This window comes from Streptomyces sp. NPDC058086, from assembly GCF_042885015.1.
Taxonomy (GTDB): domain Bacteria; phylum Actinomycetota; class Actinomycetes; order Streptomycetales; family Streptomycetaceae; genus Streptomyces.
Genome location: NZ_JBHVST010000034.1, coordinates 60543 through 84889 on the forward strand (window position 1 = coordinate 60543; position 24347 = coordinate 84889).

The window sequence follows — 24347 nt, forward strand, 5'->3', positions numbered from 1 at the left end:
CGAGCCGGCCGCGCAGCGAGCGGGGGCGCAGCACCCACCGACGACGGGTCACCGATCGGTTCCTTCGCTGTGGCCCTGAGGGAACCGCAGACAGTATCCGACGCCGCGCACGGTGTGCAGCAGGGGCGGAGCGAAACGGTCGATCTTGCGGCGCAGGTATTTGATGTACGTCTCCACGATGCGGCCGTCGCCCGCGAAGTCGTACCCCCACACCCGGTCGAGGATCTTGGCCTTGCTCAGCACCCGGTTGGGATTCTCGAGAAAGTAGGTGAGCAGGTTGAACTCGGTCGGGGACAGCGGGATGTAGTTGCCGGCCCGGTGCACTTCATGCGCGTTCTCGTCCAACTCCAGGTCGGCGAAGCGGAGGATTCCGCTGTCGGTCCCGTCCGGGCCGAACAGGTGCTCCGGGGAGGTCCGGCGCAGGATGGCGCGGATGCGCAGCAACACCTCTTCGATGCTGAAGGGCTTGGTCACGTAGTCGTCGCCACCGGCGCTCAGGCCCGCGATGCGGTCGGCGAGCTCACCGCGGGCCGTGAGGAACAGCACCGGTGTGCGGATCCCGGCCGCCCGCAGCCTGCGGGTGACTTCGAGGCCGTCCAGGTCGGGCAGCATGATGTCGAGGAGGACGAGGTCCGGGCGGCGGTCCTCCACATCTCGCAGTGCTTCCTGACCGGTGGCGGCACCGAAGACCTCGTAGCCGGACAGTCGCAGCGCCGACTCCAGCAGCATGCGGATGCTGGGATCGTCCTCGACGACGAGGAGGCGGCTCGGAGCAGGCGCGGCGGCGGGGTCGGGCATCGTGCTGTGTGATCCGTTCTGTCGAGCGATTACTTGTTCCGGGTCGTGGCGGCGCAGTCGTACAGGGTCGTACTCATACCGCCCATCATGCCGCCCGCGCCGGAGCCGCTCCCGTCGGTGCTCCCGCCGTACTCCTTGGCGGGTACCTCGGTGCAGTTCTGGCTGATCCAGTTGGACCGCTCGGTGGCCGCGCTGTTCTCGCCGCCCATCCGGGCACGCATGCCGCCGTCCGACGAACCAAGCACGTAGCGAAGGTCTCCGCTCTTGGTCCACTTCTCCAGCTGCTGCACGGACGGTGCGTCGTCGCTGCCCAGGAAGCCGCCCATGCCGATCACTGTGGCATCGCTGTTCAGGATGTAGGCAGCCGCCCCGGTGGCTCCACCGTCGACGGCGAGGGTGATACGAGCGCCCTTGGAGTGTTCGGCGGCGTAGTCGAGGATCTTGCGCTGGTCGGAGCTGAGGGTGCTGCCGCGGTCCGCTCCACCGAATCCGCCAGGACGGCCGCTGAAGCCGCCCGAGCCACCGCCGGTTCCCGGGAACGAGGGCATCGCTCCGCCTTGGCCCGAACCTGAGCCACCGCTGCCACCGAAGCCTTCGGGCAGGTCACCGCCGTCACTACCTCCCGGCATCTCGAAGCCCTCAGGCAGATCACCGCCGCCACTGCCCCCCGGCATCTCGAAGCCTTCAGGCAGATCACCGCCCCCACTACCTCCCGGCATCTCGAACCCCTCAGGCAGGTCGCCGCCGCCGTTGCCTCCCGGCATACGCCCGGAGCCGAAGGACATTGTCATCGGTCCTGCCGTCGGGTTCGTTCCGCCCATCGCCGATCCGGATCCGCCCGGCACGCTCACGGCCCACGCGCCCGGGGCGAGCAGGACCGCCAGCACCGCGCCGCCGAGAGCGGCCGACGCCAACCGCGGCTTCAGCATCGCGGCGGCCAGCAACCCCGCAGCGCTCAGCCCCAGCGCGAGCACCACCCAGGCCAGCCATCCGTGCCGGTCCGGAACCCGGCGGATCACAGTCACAGCCCATGCCACGGTCAGTAGCACGGTCCCGGCACCCACCGGCAGCGCCCATCGTGCCCCGGCACGGTGCGCCCGCGTCAGCGCGATGACCAAGCCGGCCGTCAACGCGGCGATGGCCGGGGCGAGTTGGGTCGTGTAGTACGGGTGGAACGTGCCCTCCTGGGTGGAGAACACCAGCCCGCACACCAGCAGCCAGGTCCCCCACAACACCCACCCGGAGCCCTCCAGCGCCGCGCCCGCTGAACTGCTCCCGCGCCGGCGCAGCACCACCCCGACCACGGCGACGATCAGCGCCACCGCGCTCACCGGCAGCAGCCAGCTGATCTGCCCGGCCACCTGGTCGTTGAACAGCCGCAGCAGCCCCGCCTCACCGCCGAAGGCGCCGCCGATGTTACCCATGCCGCCGCTGCCCGCGCTCTCACCGAAGATCCTGCCGAGCCCGTTGTAACCGGTCACCAGGTCCCAGGCGCCGCCGTCGGTGCTGCCGCCGATGTACGGCCGCTCACCCGGCCACCAGGCGACCATGGCGACCCACCACAACGAGGAGACGGCGCACACGGCACCGGCGATCAGCAGACGCCCGACCCGTGCGAGCCAGGTTCCGGTGGCACCGACCAGCCAGGCCACGGCGAGGGCCGGCAGCACCATCCAGGCCGCCATCATCTTCGTGAGGAAGCCGCAGCCGATCAGGAATCCACTCGCGCAGAGCCACCACATGCCGTGCCGGCCCGACTCGGACTGCAAGGCGCGTGTCAGCGCATACGCCGCGCTGACCAGGAAGAGCACCAGCAGCGTGTCGGGGTTGTTGTCCCGGTTGATCGCCACGGTGATCGGGGTCAGAGTCATCACCAGGGCGGCGAGGAGCGCCGCGCCCTCCCCCGCCCAGCGGCGGACAGTGCGGTGCAGTGCGAGGACGGTGGCGACCCCCTCCAGCAGCTGGGGCAGGATCAGTGCCCAGCCGTGCAAGCCGAAGATCTTGCTGCTGATCACCTGTGGCCAGAGCGCGGCCGGGGGCTTGTCGACCGTGATGACTCCGGCCGGGTCGAAGGAGCCGAACAGGAAGTTCGTCCAGCTCTGGCCCATCGACTTCACGGCGGCCGAATAGTAGGTGTTGCCCCAGCCGAGGGAGCCGAGCGCCCAGCCGTACAGCAGCGCGGACAGCAACAGGATCAGGCCCAGCGCGACGGGGGCAGCCGCCCAGCGCGGCAAGGCGCGGCTGATGACGGGAAGGCGCGTGACGGTGCCCGACGGCGCCTCGGTGGTGTGAGTCACGGGGAGATTCGCTCTCAGGTCTCGGATCTCGGGAGGGGTCAGGACGCGCGGCGGAACACGGCCAGCCGCAGCACCAGGAAGCGGATGCCGGTCACCAGGACCGAGGAGACGGCCAGTATGAGGGTCTCGGCGGCGGCCGACGCGTCCGGCACGGCGTCGCGGAAGACCAGGACGGCCGCCGAGGTGATCAGGTAGCCGACGACGAACAGCGCACCCGCGCCCAGATGGGCGCGACCGGCACCGATACCGTCCGCGGAGTAGCGGAAGGTGAGTCGGCGGTTCGCCTCGGTGTTGAGGAGCGTGAGCACCAGCAGGGAGACGAAGTTGGCGAGGGCCGGCTGCCACCAGCCGCGCAGCAGCCAGTACAGCAGGGCCTGGCCGACGGTCGAGGCGATGCCGATGACGACGAAGCAGGTGATCTGCCAGGCGAGTTGGGAACGGGCCGCATCCGGGGCCAGGACCGCGTCGGGGTGCTCGGCGGCCGGTTGCGGGCGGGCCGGGACCGGGACACGGGCGGCACCGGACGCCTTGAGCCGGGCCATCCGCCACAGGCCCTTGAGGTCGTCGGTCGCGGTGCCGACGACGTCCACCCGGGTGTCGACGTCCTCCACCCAGTCCACCGGAACCTCGTGGATACGCAGTCCGTTGTGCTCGGCGAGCAGCAGCAGTTCGGTGTCGAAGAACCAGGCGTCGTCCTCGGTCTTCGACAGCAGCGGGCGCAGCGCCTCGGTGCGGGCGGCCTTAAATCCGCACTGGGCGTCGCTGAAGCGGGCACCGTGGGTGAGCCGGATCAGGGCGTTATAGCAGCGGGAGATCAGCTCGCGGCGCGGACCGCGCACGGTGCGTGCGCCCGAGGCGAGGCGGCTGCCGATGGCGAGGTCGGAGTGGCCGCTGGCCAGTGGGGCGATGAGTGGCAGCAGCCCGTCCAGGCCGGTGGACAGGTCGACGTCCATGTAGACGACGATGTCGGCGTCGCTCGTCCCCCAGACGGTACGCAGCGCGAGGCCACGGCCTTTGCGTTCGAGGTGGACGACCCCGACACCGGGCAACTCCTCGGAGAGTGCCCGGGCCACGGCGAGGGTGCCGTCGACACTGGCGTTGTCCGCCACGGTGATCCGCCAGGGGTACGGCAGCTCGTCGCGCAGCCGCGCGTGCAGGGTCCGGATGCAGCCGGGCAGGGCCCGTTCCTCGTTGTAGACCGGGATGACGATCTCGACCGTCGACGTGCGTGGTGCCGCCGAGTCCGCGGCGTCGGCCGGTGCCGGCGACTGGAAACTGTGAGCCGTACGCAAGCCACTGAACGTTTGCGTCATGGGTTCCTCGAGTAGTGGGGGTCGGTGGGACGGCTCCCGTGCGCACCCGCGTCCTGGCGGCGCATTGGTCGACTCTGACCTGTACGGCAGGGGAAACCCGGAGAGAAAGCTGGGAACTGACGGGGAGTCCGCTGTGAGTCCCTTCGCCGCCAGGCGGCGCGATGCGTCACTGATCCTTGCGACAGAAACTGGGAGGACGAGGTCAGTGGCCCGAGAGCCAACCGAGAGAGCGCTGTGCGATCGTCCCGACTCCCGTGAGGCCGGCGATGTCACCGCACACGGGCCCATGGGTCGTCTGAGCAAATGGTCGGGTCCGTCGGCTCCTGGGGCCGCGGGTCACTGCGCGGCGTGGTGGCGACGGAAGGCGCCAGGCGTCGTCCCTGTGTGGCGGGTGAAGAACTTGCCGAAGTTGGTGGGTTCGGAGAAGCCCAGGCGGCGAGCGATAACCACGACCGGCTCGTCGGTGTGGGCGAGCAGTCGCTGGGCCTGGAGAGCGACGCGGGCGTCGATGACCTGTTTGACGGTCTGCCCGGTGGCGGCGAGGCAGGCGCGGGTGAGGGTCTTGACGGTGTAGCCGAGCCGGTGGGCGTAGTCCTCGGCACGGCGGGTGCTGACGTAGGAGCGTTCCAGTTCGGCGCGGAAGCGGACGTAGACCTCTCCGCCCGCGTGCGGGTCGCCGTTCGTCCCGGGCTGCTGCAGCCGGTCGATATGCAACAGCACGGTGGCGAGCAGGAGTTGGATGATCTCCCGCGACACGGTGCCGTCCGGGCGCGTGAACTCTGCGCGCAGCCTGCTCAGCAGAGCGGACAGGGCGGCGTAGTCGTGGCCTGTGCCCAGTTGCCGGACGACGGGGCCGTACCACTCGCGCACGAGGCGGTCGCTGCTGGCCAGGCGAGGCGGGAAGGCCGAGGTGAACAGCAGGTGGGTGCCCTGCATGGTGCCGGGACGGTCGAAGCGCTGGACCTGGCCGGGGCGGATCCACAGCAGTGTGCCCGGGCGGCAGGGATAGGTGACGAAGTCGACGGCGTGTTCCCCGCTGCCCTCGGTGATCAGGGTGACGGTGTGGAAGCCGACGCGGTGGACGCGCTGGAGGCCGCCGTCGCCCATCCGCTCGTGCAGACTCGCCAGGTCGGTCAGCTCGAACCCTTCGACCGGGGCGGCGGGCGGGTTGAAGGAGAAGCCGGGGATCGGCGCGTCACGGGTGGGCGCGACTTCGGAGGCCGACATCGAGACCTCGCTCATGTCCGTCTTTGACCATAAGGAGTCTTCAGCGTATCTCGCCCCCTGCGGGTGCCGGGATGACAGTGGAGCTATAGCAACGATCGGATACCGCCCCAGCAGGGAGAAGAGCGACATGAACGGCACCGTCACGGTCATCGACAAGGGCGCCGTCCGCGTGCACAGCTACATGGCACCGGCCGACAGTCTGAATGTCACCACCCAGCTGATCGAGACCCCGGCCCGCATCGTGGCCGTGGATGCCCAGTACGCACTGGGGTACGCCGACGAGGTCGTCGCCTACGCCAAGGGGCTGGGCAAGCCGATCGACCGGCTGATCATCACGCACGCCCACCCCGACCACTTCCACGGCGCGGCCCGCTTCGGGGCACCCGTGCACGCGCTGCCCGCCGTGCGCGACCAGATCGCCGCCCAGGGCGACGCGCAAGACCCGACCGGCACGCTCATCCCGGTCGCCGACGTCACGCCTGCGGTGGAGATCAGCCCGGGTACCGAGGTCATCGACGGCGTACCGTTCGTCTTCGAGGCCGTGGCGGGCGGCGAGGCGGCCGACGAGCTTGTCATCGGGTTGCCCGAGCAGGGCGTCCTGGTCGCCCAGGACCTCGTCTACCACGCCACCCATCTTTTCCTGGGCAACAACGACATCGACGGCTGGCAGAAGGCCCTCGACACGCTGGCCGCCGACACCTCGTACGACACGATCCTGGCCGGGCACGGCCTGCCCGCAACACCAGCCGTCTACACCGAGCTGCGCGGCTACCTGGCCGCCGCGCGCGAACTGCTCGGCGACGACGGTGAGGCGTACAAGAAGGCGATCCTGGAGCGCTACCCGTCCTACGGCGGCCCGTTCCTGATCGACATCGGCAACCAGTACCTCTTTGGCACACAAGGCGCCTGAACTGCTGTGCGAGACCTGAACCGCCATACAGGACAAGGAAAGGGAACGAGGACGATGAGCAGGATCGTGGTGTTCGGAGCCGCCGGAAAGGCCGGTTCCCGTGTCGTCGCCGAGGCTGCCGCACGGGGGCACGACGTCACCGCGGTGGCCCGGGACCTCACCCGGCTCGGCTCCGTGCCCAGTGGGGTGCGGCCGGTGTCCGGCGATGTCACCGACGCCGGGACGGTCGGGGACCTGGCCAAGGATGCCGACGTGCTGGTGCTGACCGTCGGCGGCCCGGACGCCCGTCTGTACACCCACGCCGTTGCCACCGTCGCCGCGGCCGTGCGTGCCCTGGGTCCTACCGGCCCGCGCATCGTGCACATGGGCGGCGGCGCGAGCCTCCTCGACGACGAGGGTGTGCGCTTCTTCGATGCCCCCGGCTTCCCCGCGGAGTTCAAGCCCTACGCCGTCGGCCAGATCCAGGCCCTCGACGCCTACCTCGCCCTCGGCGACGACGTCACCTGGACGTACATCTCCCCGCCGCCCGTGCACTTCGCCCCCGGCGAGCGCACCGGCACCTACCGCAGCGGCCTTGACCATCCGGTCACCGGTGAGGACGGCCAAGCCCGCGTCACCTACGAGGACTATGCCGTGGCCCTTGTGGACGAGATCGAGAACCCGCGGCACCTCAACCGCCGTTTCACAGTCGGCTACTGAAGCCACCGCATGGCGACTCCCCTGTCGGGCAACAGATGACGTCCCGGCCGCCGGAACGGGAACGTCCACACAACTGGCGTCCGTAGCCGCAGCGATGGGCACCGAGGTCGTAGCCCGGCGAGCGACGCAGACAGCGTGAGCGCTCGCCGGGCGCTCCCGGCCCTACTCCTGACCGAATTCACACGGCACCTCGAGGGCAGCCACACCTTCGACAACGATCGATACGGCTCGACGGCGGCCTTCCGGCGAGCGGTGGTCGATGCCGCACGCAGCGCCCGGTCGCAACGCATGGCACCACACGAAACCCGTCCATGGCAGCCCAAGAGCCGATGGCCGCGCCCCGTTACAGGTAAGCCGCCGGCAGCCCTTCGACGCACCCCGGTATTGTGCGGCGCCCAGCGCGGAAAACCCCTGTCCTGTCTGACGGAGAAGGCTGCTCGCGCTTTCCGAAGGCGATCAGTTGGCTCGGTACGCGTGAGCGTGAACTCCAGTCGCCGCCAAGGAAAAAGTTCTGTTTCGTGAACAGAACTCGGTCGGCCTCCCGAATCTCGACGAATTGAGGCGTGAGCGGAAGGCGCAGAAAGCCCCTCACCGAGGATCGATATCGCCATTGATGTCATCAATATCTGTTATTGACGACAGCCACGCGCATAACGCTCGCAGTGCCTATGTGCCTGGACCTACGGTTGCGCCCACTACCTGGTGATGCACGTCACGCAGCCCGCTCTGTAGACATTTCGACAAGCCATCTTCACGCGGCCTCGAATCCGTCGGCTGCCGTGGCAAGCCCATCTGGCTCGGGTGCCTCGCTCGTGAGCACCACAGGTACAAGCCCCGGGCGGCGAAGCAGCCGTCCTCGGAAGTAGGAGCACAGATGCAGTACGCCCGCCCCCTTCGTCGTGCAGTGACCGCCGCGGTCTCCGTAGGCGCACTCACCGCACTCGCCGCTTGCGGCGGCACCACGGACCCCGCCGGCAGCACTGACGCGAAGAAGTCCGGTGACAGTGACTCCGGGAGCAAAACGATCATATTCTCGCCCGGCTACGCCAGCTCACCGGCCTTGCAGGAGCTGGCCAAGGGAGTGAAGGCCGAGGCTCAGAAAAAGGGCTACACGGTCATCGTCCAGGAAGCCAACGGCAGCGCGCAGACACAGCTCAGCCAATTGCAGACCGCGGTGCAGACCGGCCAGGCCGCGGGGGTCTACGCGCTGATGCTCGACCCGAAGACCGCGGGGCCACTCGTCGAGTCGGCGCAGAAGAAGGGCGTGCCGATGGTCGTCACCGGGACGCCCTCGGACTACGGGTTGTCCGGGATGACGCCGGGCATCACCTTCGACCGCACCGACACCGCGGCCATCGGCAAGGCACTCGGCACGCAGCTCGGGAACTGCATCAACGAGAAGCTCGGAGGGAAGACCGAGGTCATCCACACGGTCAACGTCCCGGGCATTTCCGGCGCGGCCGAGACCGAGGCGGCCACGAAGGCCGCCCTGACCGCCACTGCCCCTGGCGCCAAGATCGTCGCCAAAATCCAGGCGGCCCCGGACACCGTGAAGGCTCAGACCGACATAGGCAACTCCCTCCAGGGGCACCCTGATGCCGAGGCGGTCATCGGTGCCGTCGACGAAGCTGCTCAGGGTGCGATCGGTGCGTTCGCCTCAGCGGGCAAGAAGCTTCCCTGCCTGGTCACCGCCGGAGGGTCTCCGGAAACCCTGGCGAAGGTGAAGGCCGGGAAGATCTACGCCCTCGTCGCCCTGGACTACCAGGGGGATCTCAAGCAGGCCATGGACGCACTGTTCAAGTTGGTGAAGGACCCGGCCGCGAACGGCGAACAGCTCACGGTGCCGCAGAAGATCACAAAGGCCGGCCAGTGACGACGGCGCCCACCGGCCGACAGACTGTGCCGTCCGCCGCAGGGGACGAAGGCGAGGACCAGGGAGCAGCCGCTCTCGCGTCCCACAGTCTGCCGCGATCCGTCTCCGCGCTGGTCTTCCTGCGGGATCAGGGTGTCTTCGTGATGTGGGGCATCCTCATCGTGGTCTTCGCCTTCCTGGGATCGCCGTACTTCTTCACCATGACGAACGCCGTCCTGGTGGCCAACGCCGCAGCGATCACAGCGATCTTCGCCGCCGGTGTCGCCATCGGCGTCATGACCGGGTCCCTGGATCTCTCCCTGCCCGGAACGGCCGCCGTCGCCAGCTGTGTGTGCGGCTGGCTCCTCACCCATGGCGCGCCCACCTGGCTGTCCTTGGTCGCGGGGCTGGCCTGCGGACTGGTCGTCGGCTTGGTCAACGGCCTGATCGTGCTGCGCGGTTTCAGCTCCATCATCGTGACCATCGGTGCCTTTTCAGCGCTCTCCGGCCTGGCGGCCGTCATCTCCCACGGCCAGTCGTTCCCCGGTCTGACGCAGCTGAACTTCATGGGGACCCACCACTACTTCGCGTACGGGGGTTTCGCAGGCATTCCCGGTCCCGTCTTCATCGTCGCCGCGGTCTACGTCATCGGATTCCTGTTCCTGACACGTACCCGCGACGGGCTCCGTGTCATGGCCGTGGGAGCGAACGCCGAAGCCGTACGCCGCGCAGGAATCAACAGCGGCGCGTACCGGCTCCTCGGCTTCGTCATCTCGGGGGCACTGGCGGCTCTTGGAGGTCTCGTCAGCACCGCGACGGTGACACAGGCCAGTCCGACCGCCGACGCGTCGATCATCTTCAATTCACTGACCGCCGTGTCGCTCACCGGCATCGTGCTCTCCGGAGGCCGCGGCAGTTTCCCCCGGGTCCTCGTGGGCGCCCTGATCCTGGCGACCATCTCGAACGGGCTCACCATCCGTGGCGTGGAGCCATACTGGGCGACCGTGTCCACCGGTGTCCTCCTGATCGGCTCGCTCTTCGTGGAGCGAGCCATCCACACCAGCGTCGCCAAGCGATTGATGTCCGCCAATCTCTCGGTCCATCAGAAGGAGGTGTAGGAATGACCGTCCCTGCGATGGAACTGTCCGGTATCGAGCACCACTACGGATTCGTGCGGGCGCTTGACGGTATCGATTTCCGCGTCGGCCCCGGAGAGGTCGTGGGCCTGCTGGGAGACAACGGTGCGGGCAAGTCCACGTTGCTCAAGGTGATGTCGGGTGCACACCGTCCGACACACGGCACGATCCTCGTCAACGGGGAGACGCGCGCCTTCCACGCACCGAAGGATGCCGCAGCCGCCGGGATCCAGATGGTCTACCAGGACCTGTCCCTGGTAGAGCCCCAGGACATAGCGACCAACCTGAATCTCGGTCGGGAGATCCTCTACCAGGGACCGCTCGGCTGGTTCGGGTTCGTCAACCACAAAGCGCAACGCCGTCATGCGGAGGAGCAGCTCGACAGACTCGGTGTCCGCACCGCGCCGATGATTCGCCCGGTGGAGCTTCTGTCAGGCGGTCAACGCCAAGCCATCGCCTTCGCGAGAAGCGCCATCCGGGTCGCCGGAGAGTCACACGGAATTCTCCTGCTCGACGAGCCCACGGCAGCGCTCGGATACGAACAGACGCGTCAGGTCGAGGACCTGATCCGGAAACTTTCCGAGCAGGGAACAGCGGTCGTGGTCGTCTCACACGACCTGCCCCTTTGCTATGAGGTCACTCACCGCATGGTCATCCTCAACAGAGGACGCAAGGTCGCAGATGTCCGAACAGCCGAAGCGGACCGTGACCACGTCGTCGGCTGGATCACTGGATCCCGCGCCTCGATGTTCGTCCCCTGACAGGTGCCCGAACCCGACGGCGGGCAGACGGGACCTGTCCGCCGTCGGCAGGTAGTGAAGGTGCGTCAGTGACCTCATGGGCCAGACGACGCGGGCTGTACGCCAGGTTCTGTACGCAGCTGGACTCCTGCTTGCTCGTGGCAACTCCAACTGAGTGGGGTCCGAAGCTAAATTACCGGTCAGTCACTTACGTCGGTTTGCCGGGCGCCATCAGCAGGGACTGGTTGGTTCTCGATCCATGCGAGCCCACCGAGGTCCAGTTGGTTCCGGGCGCGAGTGACGGCGACGTAAGCGAGACGGGCGTCCGTTTCGCTTACAGGTTCCGGAATCGGGTGGCCGCTGTCGTCCAGTTGGTCGCTGTCCGGCGGCGGGGGAAAGTCGTCGGCGATTCTGACCTCGAGCCACTCCCGGCCTTTTGCCTTGTGCGCGGTGGAGACCGCGACCTCGGCTTTGTCTTCGTCGGTCAGCGCGTCGACAGCGGCGATAATGGCCTCGGGCCCGTGCGTGTCGACAAGTTCCACGAACGGCTGGAGATCTCGGCCGGCGGGATCGTATTCCGCGTACTCCTGCAACTCACCCCATGAGGCGAAGAGAACCAGTTCGGGGTGGGATGTGCGTCGGCCGTCTTTGAGGTCCCGGGCGGCCAGCGCGAGTGCGGCGAGCGTCTGTCCGCCCCTGGTGAGCGCCACCCGACGGCCCGCCTCCAGCAGCCTCACGACCTCAGTCATTGCGCCGATGTTGGTGCGGCACAGCACCGCGTCCGGGCAAGTGAGCAGGCCAACCTGTGTCGGAATGCTGTCGGAACCGGTCAGCCGAATCGGAGCATCGGCGAGCGCGAGCCACCTGTTGGCCTGTTCGGCAAGGAGCGGGCCGAAGCGGAAGGAGTGGGTCAAGGTGAGGTGGGTGGCGTCGAAGCCTGTCATCACGTCCCGGGCTCCGCGCCACCCGTAGATGGCTTGGGCGGAGTCGCCGACCATGACCAGCTGAGCGTGATCGCGTTGGGCGGCGAAGACCTGCTCCAGGACGGGGTTGGTGTCCTGGGCCTCGTCGAGGAGGAGGAAGTCGGCCTCGATCTTCGGCTCCGTCAGGGCCCACATCTTCAAATAGTGGTCGTGCTCGAAGCGGACTACACCGTCGTCGGGATTCTGTAGATCCTTCCACGCCCTTCCGACGAACGGCATGACGGCTTCGGCGAGTTGGGCGCGCTCGTTCGGTGTGCCCAACCTGCGCAGCGCCGGAACGTGATGGGGCCCCGGGGTCTTGTCGGCGGACTGGCAGAAGCAGGTGACCGTACGCAGCACGGTGTGGGACAGAGTCCGGTGGCTGATCTCGTGATCACCGATGCGGACAGGAGACCCGACGCCCAGGGCTCGCCCGATCCGCCAGGCTGGCTGGCGCGGACTGCTGAGCCGACGGGCGAACCGGTGGCCGACGGCCGCGAAGGCCGTGGCGTGAGCGGTCCTGCACTGCACGGAGCGCGGGAACCGGGTAGCAGCATCATCGGCAATGTCCCTGTTGAAGGCGAGATAGCGACCTCGGCGTCGTGTGTTCGCGGCCAACAGGACCAGTGTGCTGGTCTTACCCGTCCCGGCACCGGCTTGCAGCACGATGTGGTGGCCGTCCCGGAAGGTGTCGACAGCGTGGGCTTGTTCGTCGGTAGGCGTATTCAACTAGAGCTCCGCGTACAGAAGGATCAAGGGGTCGTATGTGCGGCACTTCGCCGCCGACCGTCCGCGTCGCGCGAGGATCTCAACGGCGGACGCTGGTGGTCGGGCAGGACGCGTGCCGCACAGGCGAGGACGGCTTCAGGGGTGTGATGGACAAGGAGGTCCTGGAGCTGCGCGGTCAGGTGCCGGGTGCGAGCCCGCTCGTCCCGCCCAACTGCTTTGACGACGGCCCGGGCGAGGAATTCTGCGGGCTTCTGCCCCCGAGCTGTCGCGGTCTGGTCGATCGCGGAGCGCATGGCGCGGGTGAACGCGACATTGAGCAGGACATGGCCTGATGCGTCGGGGTAGTGGGTCGTCAAGACGTCGATGGGCAGGAGGCGATGGAGGTCCTGACGAAGGGACCGCAGGGCGCGTCCCGGTGACTTGGCCTGGCGCACAGCCATCAGGCGGGTGCGGTCCGCGTTCGTCGCGAGCGGCACTCTTCGACTGGCTCTGTGCAGCTCCACTCGGGTGACCGGCCTGGTGAGAGTGATCTCTACGGCGTGCTGTCTCTTCATCGCCGGGCTCCGTTCCGAGCCCCGCCGCCAGGATGAGGCCGGCGGCTGTGGGTCGGGAGACGCCGGTGCACGTACGGGTGGTGGACGAGCGGGTCGAAGGGTTCCCAGTCTGTCAGTGCCAGGTCCGCGGCTGTGGGGGTGGACGCGTGCTGGGGACAGCGCTGTGTCCGCCAGCGGAGCTGTTCGGCGTACGGCAGGGAGTTCAGGTCGTACAAGGCCATTACCCCGGCAGGAAGCGCCAGTTGCCCCTGGGTGGCTGTTGCGGGAGCCAGTCGCCAGACGCCCGCCGGGCCGTGCGTGTCAAGCATCCTGAGGGTGCATCTGTCACGTCGTCGCGTCTGGGCCACGCACTGGATCTCATCCAGAGGGCGTGCGGCGAGGTAGCGGACGAACAGGATCTGAACGACGGGTCTGGCGGGCCGGCAAGGGTCCTCCGGCGGCCGGCCCGCAGGATCCGCCGGCGCCGCCGGGGTGAAGCTTCCGGCGTCCACCAGGCGACGCGTGTGCACGGCCAGGCTCCGACGGAGTCCCGTCAGCGCGGGGACCGCCTCAGAATGCTGCAGGTACGCTCCGCTGGTGTCGAAGAAGCAGGAGAAGAAGTTCCGCTCCGCGGCCCGCGCCGCTGGCGCGGGCATCGTTGTCGAGAAGGCGTCACGGGCGGCGGTTCCGGCCGAGACATCCCGTCGTCGCTTACACGTGGGTGCTGCAGTTCTCGGTGGGGCCGTGGGTGGCGCCATCGTTGTACCTGCGCTCTTGGAGCGATTCGGGGTAATGCGGTCCGGTGCGTGGGTGCCCGCCATGTTCGCGGGGTTGGCTTTGGCGCTGGGATTTCCGCTCCTGTACACGACGTTTCGCCCGGTACGGCACGGCCCTGGTTGGCAGCTTGTGACTGCTCGGACTGTCACGGGCGACCGCACGGTCGATCTGAGCAAGCTGACGCAGATACGTCGAGTTCGTGTCCCCAGCAAGACCGGCTGGTTGGACGAGTTCTGGATCAAGGACTGCCGGGGCATCGTCCTCCTTGTGGACAAGGAGGTACTCATGGGTCCCATGGGGCAGGCGGTGGTTCACAGTTCGGGGATCTCAGGCTCACTGGGAACCGTCAAGATCTCTCGGCATGCGGCCGTCGGACTTGGCCTCAACGAGCCCTCGACTGCATACCGGGCAGCCCGCGCATGCGCAGATGCTCTTCTCGGGATCCTGACCCCCGGGGCAGTCGCCGCTCTTGGAGTCCTGGCCGGCTGGCTCGTCAGATCAGCGTGAGACACAGCTGGGGAGATTGGAGAGGGTGTCGATCACCCGAATGATTCTCCCGAGATTGGCCGTTGCCTCCCATGCCCCTGGGCCGCGCCGTGTGCCTTACCCTGACCGCCGCCGAGCGCCACCGCCTGAAGAAGATGGCCTACGGCCACAAGACTGAGCACCGGGCTCGGCAGCGCGCCACAGTTGTCCTGCTCGCGGCGCGCGGCCGGGGCAACGCCCGGATAGCTGCCGAGACCCGGCTGCACGTGGACACCGTGCGCACCTGGCGCGGTCGGTTCGCCGACGGTGGACTGCCGGCCCTGGCCGACCGCAAACGCTCAGGGCGCCCGGCCCGTTTCACCCCCGTGCAGGTCGCCGAGGCCAAGGCCCTGGCCTGCCAACTGCCGGCCGAGACCGGCATACCGCTGTCGCGCTGGTCGTGTCCGGAACTGGCCGCCGAGCTGAACGCGCGCGGGATCACCGACAGCATCTCCGCGTCCACGGTGCGTCGCTGGTTACGCGAGGACGCGCTCAAGCCCTGGCAGTACCGGTCCTGGATCTTCATCCGCGACCCGGACTTCCGCGCCAGGCCCAGCGGGTCCTAGACCTGTACGCCCGCACCTTCGAAAGCATCCCACTCGGCGACGACGAGTACGTCCTGTCCAGCGACGAGAAGACCTCGATCCAGGCCCGCTGCCGCTGCCACCCGACTCTGGCCCCCGGACAGACCCGGGCGATGCGCGTCAACCACGAGTACGGACGCGGCGGCGCCCTGGCCTACTTGGCCGCTTACGACGTCCCCCGGGCCGAGATCCACGGCCGTTGCGAGCCGACCACCGGCATCGTGCCGCGGGGACGTGGCGGTTCAGGCCCGGCGACGAGGTGTTCGGGATGCCGCTGTTCCCGCGGGCGGCGAGCGCGTACGCCGAGGACGTGTCGGCGCCGGCGTTGCACCTGGCACGCAAGCCGGCGTCGCTCTCGCACGTCGAGGCGTCGGCGCTGCCGGTCGTCGGGCTGACGGCGTGGCAGGGCCTCGTCGACCTCGAGGGCGTGACCGAGGGCGACCGCGTCCTGGTCCATGGCGGCCATCCAACCCACCAACAACGTAGGACCCGCTGACAGATGATCTACAGCCCGGACAGCCGGCCACGGCCAGCATGAGTACGAGGAAGAGCCATCACACCACCCCCGCAACCAGCAACTTCAGGGTGAAACGGGCTCACTGACCTCAACACGACCGTCGCCGTGCCCGGTTGCGATCGCAGCGAAGCACTCTCCTACGTCCCCGCCGCCGCCCCACGACCCGGGCAGCTCCTCCACGCGCCGCCCGTACCGGGACTGTCCGGGTCGTCATGCGCAGGCCTTCGCGGCCAATGCCTCGACTCTCCGGGGAGATTCCGGGCGTCCGGTCGCGGCTGGGTGGGTAAGAGGCGGTCGGCGGGGATGGCCGACCAGACATGGTCCTTGCCCGGGTGGTCATCGGGCCGGGAGGGGGTTCCCGTGGGAGAAACGCCTGCCAGCGCAAGTAACGGGACCGGAGCGCGGGCCGTCCGCGCCGATGCCGTGCAAGGGTTTGCTGCCCCTGCCGTGCAGATCTCCGGGCCCTCGCTGCTCAATCCGGGCCTGCCGCAGGTGGAGCCTCACGTCACCGCCTGGGCGCAGGAGTCGGGGCTGCTGTCCGCGGAGGCGGCCGAGCAGGCCCGCAGGGAGTGCCATACCGCCTTCGCCGGACGAGTTTGGCCATGGGCACCACCGGAGCGGCTGGCCGAGCTGTCCCGCCTGGTCCTGTGGATGTTCGTCGTCGACGACCGCAGCGACGCCCACCGGGCCGCATCCGGAACGGTCGACGCGGAGCTGGAGGCCATGGTCTGCGCCGTCACCGGCGGGAAGCGCGCCGTGCCCGAACCGGCGCCGGCGACCGTACGCGTCCTGGCGGAGGTGGTGCCGCGGGTGGCCGGCTGCATGGGCCCCGCGTGGCGCGCTCGCTTCCGTCGGCATCTGGCGGAATGGATAGGCACCAACCGGGACATGATCCAGCGCCGTGTGGACCGCAGCGTGCCGGCGCCGCAGGCTTATGTCTGCTGGCGGCGGGTGTCCGGAGCGGTGGGCTGGTGCTTTGATCTCATCGAGTACGCGCAGGACGCGGAGCTGGCCGAGCCGGTGTGGTCCTCGCCGGCCTGTCGCCGGCTGCGGGATACCGCCGCGGATGTCATCTGCTGGACCAACGATCTGTTCTCTGTGCGTAAGGAGCTGCTCAGCGGCGAAACGAGCAACCTGGTGGTGGTATTGCAGCATCATCACTGTCTGGCGCTGCAGGAGGCTGTGGACGAGGTGCACCGGTGGCTGTCCTGGCGTATCGCCGAACTGCCTGTCGCGACGGGCGATCTGCAGGCCGCCGCCTTGACCATGGGCCTGGCGCCGGATGAGCAGGCGGCGGTCGGCCGGTATGTGGAGGGCATCGGTGCGTGGGCTCGTGGTTTTCTCGACTTCTGCCAGGAGTCTGCGCGGTATGCCGAGGCCGGTCGCCCGGGGTCCGGGTAGCAGGCCGCTGCCCGGGGCATTTCGCTGGCAGGGGCTGAGGGCGTCCTCCCCGGCCAGCCGCTGTCGTTCTGAGACGGCGACCGTGGCCATGCGGGGCTTCAACAGACTCGAAGCCCGCTCGTTGACCCAGCGGCGCAGGGTGCTGGCGGAAATGCTGTTGCCGCCGGCCATATCGCAAAGCCGCTGGTCGTGACGGAGGACGGCCAGGACGATGACCGCGATCCGGCCGGCCGACAGCTTCCGCCACCGCGACCCGATCTTCTTGAGGTGGGCGCGGATCAGGCGGTTGACGGTGGAGATGGTGGCCGTGGACAGCGGGAGGCGGACTTGGTAGACAGGGGCCCCAGTTGGCGCTTCTTCTCCCTCAAGGAGATCCCCGACACGGTGATCGCACCGGAACAGCCCATCCTGGCGGAGTACGCCAAGGTGGCACGGTGACAGGCCCTGCCTCCATGCCTCGACTACACCACTCCAGCGGACGTGACCTTCAGTTGCCGGTGACCGGGTATCGACTTGTGATCGCGACGCGGTTGAAGGCGTTCATCAACGCTGACAGCCAGGCGACCGCCGAGACCTGATCTGCGGAGAGCACGACTGCTGCCGCTTTGTAGTCGTCGTCGCTCACGTGCCCCTCGGACACGTGCGCGATGGCCTCTGTAAGACGTAGGGCCGCGCGGTCGGTCTCGGAGAAGTAATCGGCTTCTTCCCACGCGGGCAGCACTGCGATCCGGTCCGGGTTCTCGCCCTTCTTGAGCGCGTCGCGGGTGTGCATTTTGAGACAGAACGCGCAGCCGTTGATCTGGGACGTGCGGATCTTCAAAAGCTCGACCAGAAGCGGGTCAAGACCTGCCGCGGTGGTGGTGTCTTCCACTGTCGAGGACAGGGCGATAAGAGCCTTGTAATTGGCCGGGTGCTGCTTTCCGATGTTAACGCGCTGCTTCTCAGTCTGTGACTCAGTCATGGGTTCCTCCTCTTCGCATGGCAGGACGCACCCCGCAGGGTCATCCTCAGCCTCGCCTAATCTGTGCCATTGTTACGAGCGGCGGTGATAAGTAATGGGAATTGCGGCTTAAGCTTCTCACCGCGCTTTTATTCCCGCCTGGCGCCGATCAGGTGCCCGGTCCCATCCGGTTCGTGGGGCAGCTTTCGTCTGGCCTGCGGAATCCGGTCAAAGTGGAACTCCTCCATAAGACCAGCAGTCCTGGTACTCGGCGAGCTTGAGGATGGCATCGGCGTCGTCGACCGGGGCCATATCCCTTCGGATTTGATCCGACACTTGTCGCTCAGCCGTTCACCGGGGCACTTCCCAGGCGAGGCGGGAAAACAAGAAGCGGATTCGCGACACCGCGACGCATTAGGCACATGGGCGGCATGAGACCGCGCGCCGAATTTACGAATATAAACCCCTACTGTCCGGTTCGAGCCCCCTGCAGGGCCTCCAGGCTCCGCAAACAGCTCACTGGGCTTCGACGGGGCGGCCTTCTTCAGCCGCCCGGCCAGTTTGGACCGGCAGGCGAGTGCTGCGCTCACGGACGTGGGGCGCCGGCGTGCGTTCGATCTGCAGGCTGAGCAGTTCCGGGCGGCTGTAGTGGCCGCGCGCATCCATCAGGCGCTTGCGCAGGTCGATCTGCGCGAAGTCCAGGTCGGCGATCACTTCGCCTTCGCCGGATGTGAGCGGCTCGCCGATGATGCGGCCCTCGGGATCGATAATGGCGGTGAAGAAGCCACCGGAGATCGCACCAACGGGGCCGCCGGTATCCTTGGCGATCTGCGCCTGCTGGTCGGCATCGAGCCAGGCGGTGGCGTTGACCACGAAGCAGGCCGATTCCAGCGCATGCTGGCGGATGTTGACCTCGATCTGGTCGGCGAACTGCTGGCCGCCGAAGGAGCCGGGGTACATTGCGGCGTGGATCTCCTCGCCGTCGGCGATCAGGGCATAGCGAGCTAGCGGCAGGTAGTGCTCCCAGCATGCGAGCTGTCCGATGCGGCCGACGGCGCTATCTACCGCACGCAGGCCCGAACCGTCGCCCTGGCCCCAGATCATCCGCTCGTGATAGGTCGGCGTGATCTTGCGGCGGCGGTGGATCAGTGTGCCGTCCGCGTCAAACAGCAGCTGCGTGTTGTAGATGGTGCCGCCGTCACGCTCGTTGACGCCGATCGAGACGACCATGTGGGCTTCCCGGGCGGCTTCGGCGATCGCGTCGGTCTCGGCGGACGGTACGGTCACCGCCTGATCGAGCAGGCGCAGGTGCTCCTTGGCCATGGCGTAGGGCGGCTGCACGAAGGAGAAGTAGGGGTAATAGGGAACGACGGTCTCAGGGAAGACCGCGATCTGGACACCCTGCTCGCCCAGGTCGCGGATCTTCTTCACGACCTTCTCTACGGTGCCCGCGCGGCTGTAGAGCACGGGACTGATCTGGACTGCAGCGGCCTTTACGACAGTCATGGTGATACTCCCTGCAAATGTACGGTCAGTAAGACCTCGCGATGCTGCGCGCACCCGGACGGGCACGCGATAAAGAGGCAGTCGAGGCGGTCCAGGAGGGATGGGGCCCGGCCGAGCGGACAACTCCAGCTCCGCTACGTGACCACTGGACCAATAGGAGCATATGCTCCTATTGGCTGGATAGCAAGGAGCAGATCCCCCGAACCCTTTCACGACTCGGCGACGCCAAGTCGCCCGGGCACCCATGGCGGCGTCCCGAAGGGGTGCCCGCGCCCGCTCCTCACATGGCCGTCACCTTTGGCAACATGTCGCATCTGCGACGCCTGGCGCCGGCGACATACCGATATCACCGCGACCGCCTCCAAATGGGCAACAGGGAAGACGCGGAGGGGTGCGCGTCGCATCCGGCGTCCGCAACGATGAGGACGTCCGGGTCGCGGGTGGATCACCGTCCGACCGCGATGGGCCGGGGGGCGACTCGACCATCGCGCGCCCGCACCCCCGGCGATGGACCGGGGGTCACGGTAGGCGTCGCCCAAGACCCAGCCCTTGTCATTTCGGTAATAGGAGCATATGCTCCTATCGTGTGTATCGGTAAGCCCCGTCATGACGACATGACCCCGACGCGGGCGGACCTCGTCGACACGTGCAACAACCTGGCACTGCACAAGGTCCGCACCAGCAAGAGCACGGCTCGGCATCCAGGGCAGTCATCACCGGATGATCCGTCACCCCCTTGGAGGGTGACGGAGGTTGTATGAGTGTCGAAATGCCACCCCAACAGAGGTTGTTCACAAGTCGATCGGAGCAGGCGTCGGCCCCGCGCATCCGGGCCAAGGTTCTGCCGCCACCGAATCGACACACCACAGAACGGAGCGGCAAGTTGCCGACTACATTGAAGATCAACAAGCTGCGTTACCTGAGTGCAGCCGCCGGCATCGCCACTGTCGTCGCCGGCGGCGTCGCCATCGCCCCGCTGGCGTCGGCCGACATGTCAACTTCCACCAGTGCGCACGTCGTTGACCAGCGCGCGAAAACTTTCGAGCTGGTCGGCAAACAGACCTCGATCGAAGACCTCGATCTGGGCCGGGCGGGAATCAGCCCGGGTGACCAGCGCGTCATCCACGAAGACCTCTACCGCGACGGCGAGAAGGTCGGCGATCACAGCGTCGTCTGTACCTACACCCGCGTCAATCCGGCCGCGCTCCAGTGCCTGGGCACCTTCTCTCTGCCTGAGGGACAGTTCGCCGCGCAGGCGCTGCTCCACCTGCCCGCCCCGTCCTACGTCGACGTCGGCATCACCGGCGGATCAGGCGACTACCGCAACGCCCGAGGCTTTGTTCGCACCGTTCCTGCCGGTGACACCGAGAGGCACTTCACCGTCCACCTGAAGCGCTGACGGTCGGCTGTCGTACGCCCTCGCCGCCACAGCCCGCCCATCTGACACCTGTGCAGGTCGGGTCGTCGCGCTCGACCTGGTGACCGGCGCCGAGATGCACCTCAAGAGCGGCGGCATCGAGCAGGCGTGCGCCACCTGGAACGCGATCGTCCGCCCTCCGGATCGCAATCCCCGAGCCGGTGGGCAGCTCGTACTGCTCCGCCGCCCCCGGCCCCCATCGACCGGTGACTCACAGGTGTGAGATTCACCGACATCAAGAGAGAAAGACCCCTACATGTACATGAAGCTCGAAGTCACCGTGCTGCCTGTTTCCGATGTCGATCGGGCCAAGGCCTTCTACGAGCAGGTGGGATTCCGTCTGGACATCGACATGGCCGCCAGCGAGAACTGGCGCGCGGTGCACTTCACGCCGCCCGGTTCCGAGTGCTCGATCATGTTCGGCACGGGGATCACCTCCGCCACACCCGGCTCGGCCCAGGGCCTGTACCTCGCCGTCTCCGACATCGAGGAGGCCCGCGCAGAACTCGTCGGTCGCGGCATCGAGGTGGGCGAAGTCTTCCACGACGCCGCAGGACTGCTCTACCACGGCCATGAGGCCGGAGAGGTCACCCACCGGGTCGAGGGACAGGGGCGGCTTGCCGGCCTGCACCCCGGCCGCGCTTCCTACGGCTCCTTCGCCACCTTCAGCGACCCGGACGGCAACGGCTGGGTGCTCCAGGAGATCACGCAGCGGTTCCCCGGCCGCTGACATCTCATCAGCCACCCGGGAATGACGGGCGACGACCAGCCTGCAGGACGGCCGGCCCCGATCAGCCCCTGAACACAGCCCCGGCGCACCATCAGTCGGATCCCGAAGCCGGCCCAAACACGAGCATATGCTCCTTAGTCTCGAGGTCCTGGCTTCGCCCTGACGCTCGAGCAACGTTCGAAGGGAAAACTTTCATGACCATGTCTCCCATGGAGCCGCCCACGCAGGAAGGCCCCGGATCAAAGCCGCTGTCACACCGTGCCCGGCGCGGGCTGTCCCGACGCGGCTTCGTCGGCGGCGCGGCTGCTTCTGCTGCTGCCGCAGCCGGTATCTCGCTGGTAGGCGGATTGACCACCGTCGCCGCTGCCTCCCCCGCCGTGCGCAGACCGAGGGGTTTGGGTTCGGTCTCCACGGCTCCGGGGCTTCCGGCCGGGTTCACCAAGACGTTCACCAGCCGGTTCATCCAGGCCGGCGGACTGCGCCAGCACGCGGTCATCGGAGGCGACGGCCCGCCGCTGCTGCTGGTACACGGATGGCCGCAGAACTGGTACGCCTGGCGCATGGTGATGCCGGAGCTCGCCCGGCACTACACGGTCATCGCCGTCGACCAGCGCGGCATCGGTCTGACCGAGAAGCCCAAGAGCCGGTACGACACCGCTACCCTCGCCAACGACCTGGTCGCCCTTATGGACGCCCTCGGTCACCAGCGGTTCGCCGTGGCCGGCCATGACACCGGCCTGATCATCAGCTACGCGCTGGCGGCGGACCATCCACAGCGTGTCGCCCGCGTGGCCCTCCTGGAGGTTCCCGGGCCCCCGACGCTGAAGGCCTCGCCGCCCCTGTTCATCGATGAGGACCACAACAACAGGCTCTGGCACATCCCCTTCAACCGGGTCAACCACAAGCTGACCGAGAAGCTGGTCAGCGGCCGGGAGGAGATCTTCTTCGGCTACGAGTTCGACATCCAGGGCGGACAGAAGCTGCCCAACTACGCGCGCGAGTACTACTTCCGTCTCTTCTCCGACCCCGAGACCCTGCGCGGCAGCTTCGGTCTCTACCGCGCGTGGGACGCCACCACCGCGCAGAACGCGACGCGCGCCGAGAACAAGCTGACGATGCCCGTCCTGGCGATCGGCGGATCGGAAAGCTGGGGTGACCTGGTCGGGAAGGCGATGATTCCCCTCGCGAACGACGTGCAAGGTGTGGTCATCCCCGGTGCCGGCCACTGGGTCGCTGAGCAGGCCCCCAGGGACCTGCTGTCGGAACTGACGCGCTTCCTGGCCCCGTACCGCCGCGTCACCGGCCCGTCCCGCTAACGGACAGCCAGACGTCCGGGCATGCCCCGGACGTGACGGCACGCGCTCGACCGGGCGGCAATGTCGCCGCCTTCGAGCAGCCGGAGCTCCTCACCAAAGAGCCCGGTATGTTTGCCCGGCTCCTGCGCTAGTCCCACCGCAGGGGCCCTCGACCGAGGTCGTCCTGCCCGCCGGGTGTCCCGGCGGGCAGGACCGGAGCGAACGCTCTTGCGTAGTTGTACCCGGGGTGGTCAGCCCCCGGGGAGCCGCACGCCGTCGTGCGGCCGGCCTGCGTTCGGCAGGCGCTCCTTCGGACGACTGGCAGCACGCGGTCGTGTCCCGCGACGTGGTGCAGGGGATCAAGCGCTACACGCTCCGGTTCGAGACCCTTGGCGATCTCTGCGGAGACTGCAGCCCACGAAGCGTCCCGGTAAGGCGAGTTGGATATCCGATCGGGCATGGTCGGCGCCCCTGGCCTGCGGATTCCGGTGTCTTGATCCCCTACACCACGTGGCGGGACGCCATCTGGCACCGCCACGCTTCGCCTCCTTCCAGGAGCGGCGGAGCCTTCACCATCCCCGACGGGAGGCATGGATGTTTTCCGACATCGGCCCACTCGAAGTTGTGACGCTGATCGTGCTGGCCGTCATTCTTGTCGGGCCCGACAAGCTCCCCAAGATGGTGGCCGACACCGTGCGGACCCTGCGCAAGCTCCGCGAGTTCTCGCAGAGCGCTCAGGCGAGCATTCGAGACGAACTCCCCACCGAGCTCAAGAACCTGAATCTCGAGGACCTCAACCCGAAGACCTTCGTGGCCAAGAACCTGCTGGGTGACCAGAGCCTGGGCCTGGGCGACCTGACCGCCGACCTCGGCCTAGGGGACGAACCGCTTGACAGCGCCGGAACCAACACCTCAAAGGGCCTCGGGAAGGCCGCCGCACCCGGCCCGCTTCCCACGGCCACCGGCCACGGGCCTCGGGAAGCCACCGGCGCGGGGCGCTACAGCCTCGACAAGAACGGCCCGTAACCGGGAAGGACCACGGCCGCCTCGCCGTCGGCCCAGCCCGTCAACGCACTGACCGGCACGCAGGTCCTGGCTGCCGCATCCGTCCGCGGCCAGGCCACCGCGCAGGAGCACCGCCCCTGCGCTTTCAGACCCTCGGAAAGGAAACGCCCATGTTCGGCAGGCTCGGATCACCCGAGATCATCCTCATCCTCCTCGTCGTCGTGCTCCTGTTCGGCGCCAAGCGGCTCCCCGATATGGCCCGCTCCTTCGGGCAGTCGCTGCGGATCCTCAAGAGCGAGACCAAGGCCATGCAGAAGGACGACGCGGACGAACCCCCGACCGTTCACGCCACCGCAGCCCACCAGCTCGCGGCCGAGAGCCGGCACACGGCCCCGGAGGCGACCGAGGCAGACACCTCCCACCGGCGCTGAAACGCCGAAGCCACCGACCAGCA

General features: G+C 67.9%; 22 protein-coding genes and 1 pseudogene. 15 read left to right on the forward strand and 8 right to left on the reverse strand.

Features of this window, described 5'->3' with window-relative positions; genetic code table 11:
• Positions 1-48 precede the first annotated feature (48 nt).
• The 4 genes from ACFVWD_RS25780 to ACFVWD_RS25795 all read right to left on the reverse strand — a co-directional run bounded on the left by ACFVWD_RS25780 (position 49) and on the right by ACFVWD_RS25795 (position 5650).
• A complete protein-coding gene (locus tag ACFVWD_RS25780; protein ID WP_389599327.1) occupies positions 49-798 on the reverse strand; it encodes a response regulator transcription factor in 750 nt (249 codons plus the stop codon).
• A 29-nt stretch (positions 799-827) separates the two neighbouring features.
• Positions 828-3095 (reverse strand): ArnT family glycosyltransferase, encoded by a 2268-nt coding sequence (locus tag ACFVWD_RS25785; RefSeq protein WP_389599328.1) that lies wholly within the window; start codon positions 3093-3095, stop codon positions 828-830.
• Positions 3096-3133: 38 nt separating this feature from the next.
• Positions 3134-4408, reverse strand: coding sequence for a glycosyltransferase (locus ACFVWD_RS25790; protein ID WP_389599330.1), 1275 nt, complete (start codon positions 4406-4408; stop codon positions 3134-3136).
• 336 nt (positions 4409-4744) lie between these two features.
• Positions 4745-5650 carry a helix-turn-helix domain-containing protein gene (locus ACFVWD_RS25795; RefSeq protein WP_389599332.1) on the reverse strand — a complete coding sequence of 302 codons (906 nt, stop codon included), beginning with the start codon at positions 5648-5650 and terminating at the stop codon, positions 4745-4747.
• A 112-nt stretch (positions 5651-5762) separates the two neighbouring features.
• Between ACFVWD_RS25795 and ACFVWD_RS25800 the strand changes: the two genes are divergently transcribed.
• The 5 genes from ACFVWD_RS25800 (at position 5763) to ACFVWD_RS25820 (ending at position 10993) form a co-directional block, all read left to right on the forward strand.
• A complete protein-coding gene (locus tag ACFVWD_RS25800) occupies positions 5763-6545 on the forward strand; it encodes an MBL fold metallo-hydrolase (protein ID WP_389599334.1) in 783 nt (260 codons plus the stop codon).
• Between the two features lie 54 nt (positions 6546-6599).
• Positions 6600-7244, forward strand: coding sequence for an NAD(P)-dependent oxidoreductase (locus ACFVWD_RS25805; RefSeq protein WP_389599336.1), 645 nt, complete (start codon positions 6600-6602; stop codon positions 7242-7244).
• 874 nt (positions 7245-8118) lie between these two features.
• Complete coding sequence (locus tag ACFVWD_RS25810; protein ID WP_389599338.1) at positions 8119-9117, forward strand: sugar ABC transporter substrate-binding protein; 999 nt, start codon at positions 8119-8121, stop codon at positions 9115-9117.
• Positions 9114-10214, forward strand: coding sequence for an ABC transporter permease (locus ACFVWD_RS25815; protein WP_389599340.1), 1101 nt, complete (start codon positions 9114-9116; stop codon positions 10212-10214). Before ACFVWD_RS25810 ends, ACFVWD_RS25815 begins: the two co-directional genes overlap by 4 nt.
• A 17-nt stretch (positions 10215-10231) precedes the next feature.
• On the forward strand, positions 10232-10993 hold the full coding sequence (locus tag ACFVWD_RS25820) for an ATP-binding cassette domain-containing protein (protein WP_389599342.1): 762 nt from the start codon (positions 10232-10234) through the stop codon (positions 10991-10993).
• 179 nt (positions 10994-11172) lie between these two features.
• Here the strand turns inward: ACFVWD_RS25820 and ACFVWD_RS25825 are convergent, their stop codons facing one another.
• Together ACFVWD_RS25825 and ACFVWD_RS25830 are read right to left on the reverse strand one after the other, a co-directional pair.
• A complete protein-coding gene (locus ACFVWD_RS25825; RefSeq protein ID WP_389599344.1) occupies positions 11173-12663 on the reverse strand; it encodes a UvrD-helicase domain-containing protein in 1491 nt (496 codons plus the stop codon).
• A gap of 23 nt (positions 12664-12686) precedes the next feature.
• Positions 12687-13217, reverse strand: coding sequence for a hypothetical protein (locus ACFVWD_RS25830; protein WP_389599346.1), 531 nt, complete (start codon positions 13215-13217; stop codon positions 12687-12689).
• A 576-nt stretch (positions 13218-13793) separates the two neighbouring features.
• On the opposite strand from ACFVWD_RS25830, the gene ACFVWD_RS25835 reads away from it, so the two are divergent.
• The 4 genes and pseudogenes from ACFVWD_RS25835 to ACFVWD_RS25850 all read left to right on the forward strand — a co-directional run bounded on the left by ACFVWD_RS25835 (position 13794) and on the right by ACFVWD_RS25850 (position 17000).
• Complete coding sequence (locus tag ACFVWD_RS25835; protein ID WP_389599348.1) at positions 13794-14480, forward strand: hypothetical protein; 687 nt, start codon at positions 13794-13796, stop codon at positions 14478-14480.
• A 71-nt stretch (positions 14481-14551) separates the two neighbouring features.
• Complete coding sequence (locus ACFVWD_RS25840; RefSeq protein WP_389599350.1) at positions 14552-15064, forward strand: helix-turn-helix domain-containing protein; 513 nt, start codon at positions 14552-14554, stop codon at positions 15062-15064.
• A gap of 88 nt (positions 15065-15152) precedes the next feature.
• A pseudogene (locus ACFVWD_RS25845) lies at positions 15153-15545 on the forward strand (hypothetical protein); the annotation flags it as partial.
• Positions 15546-15959: 414 nt separating this feature from the next.
• Positions 15960-17000: a hypothetical protein gene (locus tag ACFVWD_RS25850; RefSeq protein WP_389599352.1), complete on the forward strand. Its 1041-nt coding sequence runs from the start codon at positions 15960-15962 to the stop codon at positions 16998-17000.
• 487 nt (positions 17001-17487) lie between these two features.
• Here the strand turns inward: ACFVWD_RS25850 and ACFVWD_RS25855 are convergent, their stop codons facing one another.
• Positions 17488-17961, reverse strand: coding sequence for a carboxymuconolactone decarboxylase family protein (locus tag ACFVWD_RS25855; RefSeq protein WP_389599353.1), 474 nt, complete (start codon positions 17959-17961; stop codon positions 17488-17490).
• Between the two features lie 495 nt (positions 17962-18456).
• Complete coding sequence (locus ACFVWD_RS25860) at positions 18457-19446, reverse strand: nitrilase-related carbon-nitrogen hydrolase (RefSeq protein ID WP_389599355.1); 990 nt, start codon at positions 19444-19446, stop codon at positions 18457-18459.
• A 757-nt stretch (positions 19447-20203) separates the two neighbouring features.
• On the opposite strand from ACFVWD_RS25860, the gene ACFVWD_RS25865 reads away from it, so the two are divergent.
• The 6 genes from ACFVWD_RS25865 (at position 20204) to tatA (ending at position 24324) form a co-directional block, all read left to right on the forward strand.
• A complete protein-coding gene (locus tag ACFVWD_RS25865; protein ID WP_389599357.1) occupies positions 20204-20845 on the forward strand; it encodes a hypothetical protein in 642 nt (213 codons plus the stop codon).
• 79 nt (positions 20846-20924) lie between these two features.
• On the forward strand, positions 20925-21086 hold the full coding sequence (locus ACFVWD_RS25870; protein ID WP_389599358.1) for a hypothetical protein: 162 nt from the start codon (positions 20925-20927) through the stop codon (positions 21084-21086).
• Between the two features lie 33 nt (positions 21087-21119).
• On the forward strand, positions 21120-21593 hold the full coding sequence (locus tag ACFVWD_RS25875; RefSeq protein ID WP_389599360.1) for a VOC family protein: 474 nt from the start codon (positions 21120-21122) through the stop codon (positions 21591-21593).
• A 194-nt stretch (positions 21594-21787) separates the two neighbouring features.
• The gene (locus ACFVWD_RS25880; protein ID WP_389599362.1) at positions 21788-22909 is read left to right on the forward strand and encodes an alpha/beta fold hydrolase; all 1122 of its coding nucleotides are present in this window, start codon (positions 21788-21790) and stop codon (positions 22907-22909) included.
• 573 nt (positions 22910-23482) lie between these two features.
• Positions 23483-23914, forward strand: a complete 432-nt coding sequence (locus ACFVWD_RS25885; RefSeq protein ID WP_389599364.1) for a Sec-independent protein translocase subunit TatB — start codon at positions 23483-23485, stop codon at positions 23912-23914.
• A gap of 149 nt (positions 23915-24063) precedes the next feature.
• Complete coding sequence (gene tatA / locus ACFVWD_RS25890) at positions 24064-24324, forward strand: Sec-independent protein translocase subunit TatA (protein ID WP_389599366.1); 261 nt, start codon at positions 24064-24066, stop codon at positions 24322-24324.
• Positions 24325-24347: the final 23 nt, after the last annotated feature.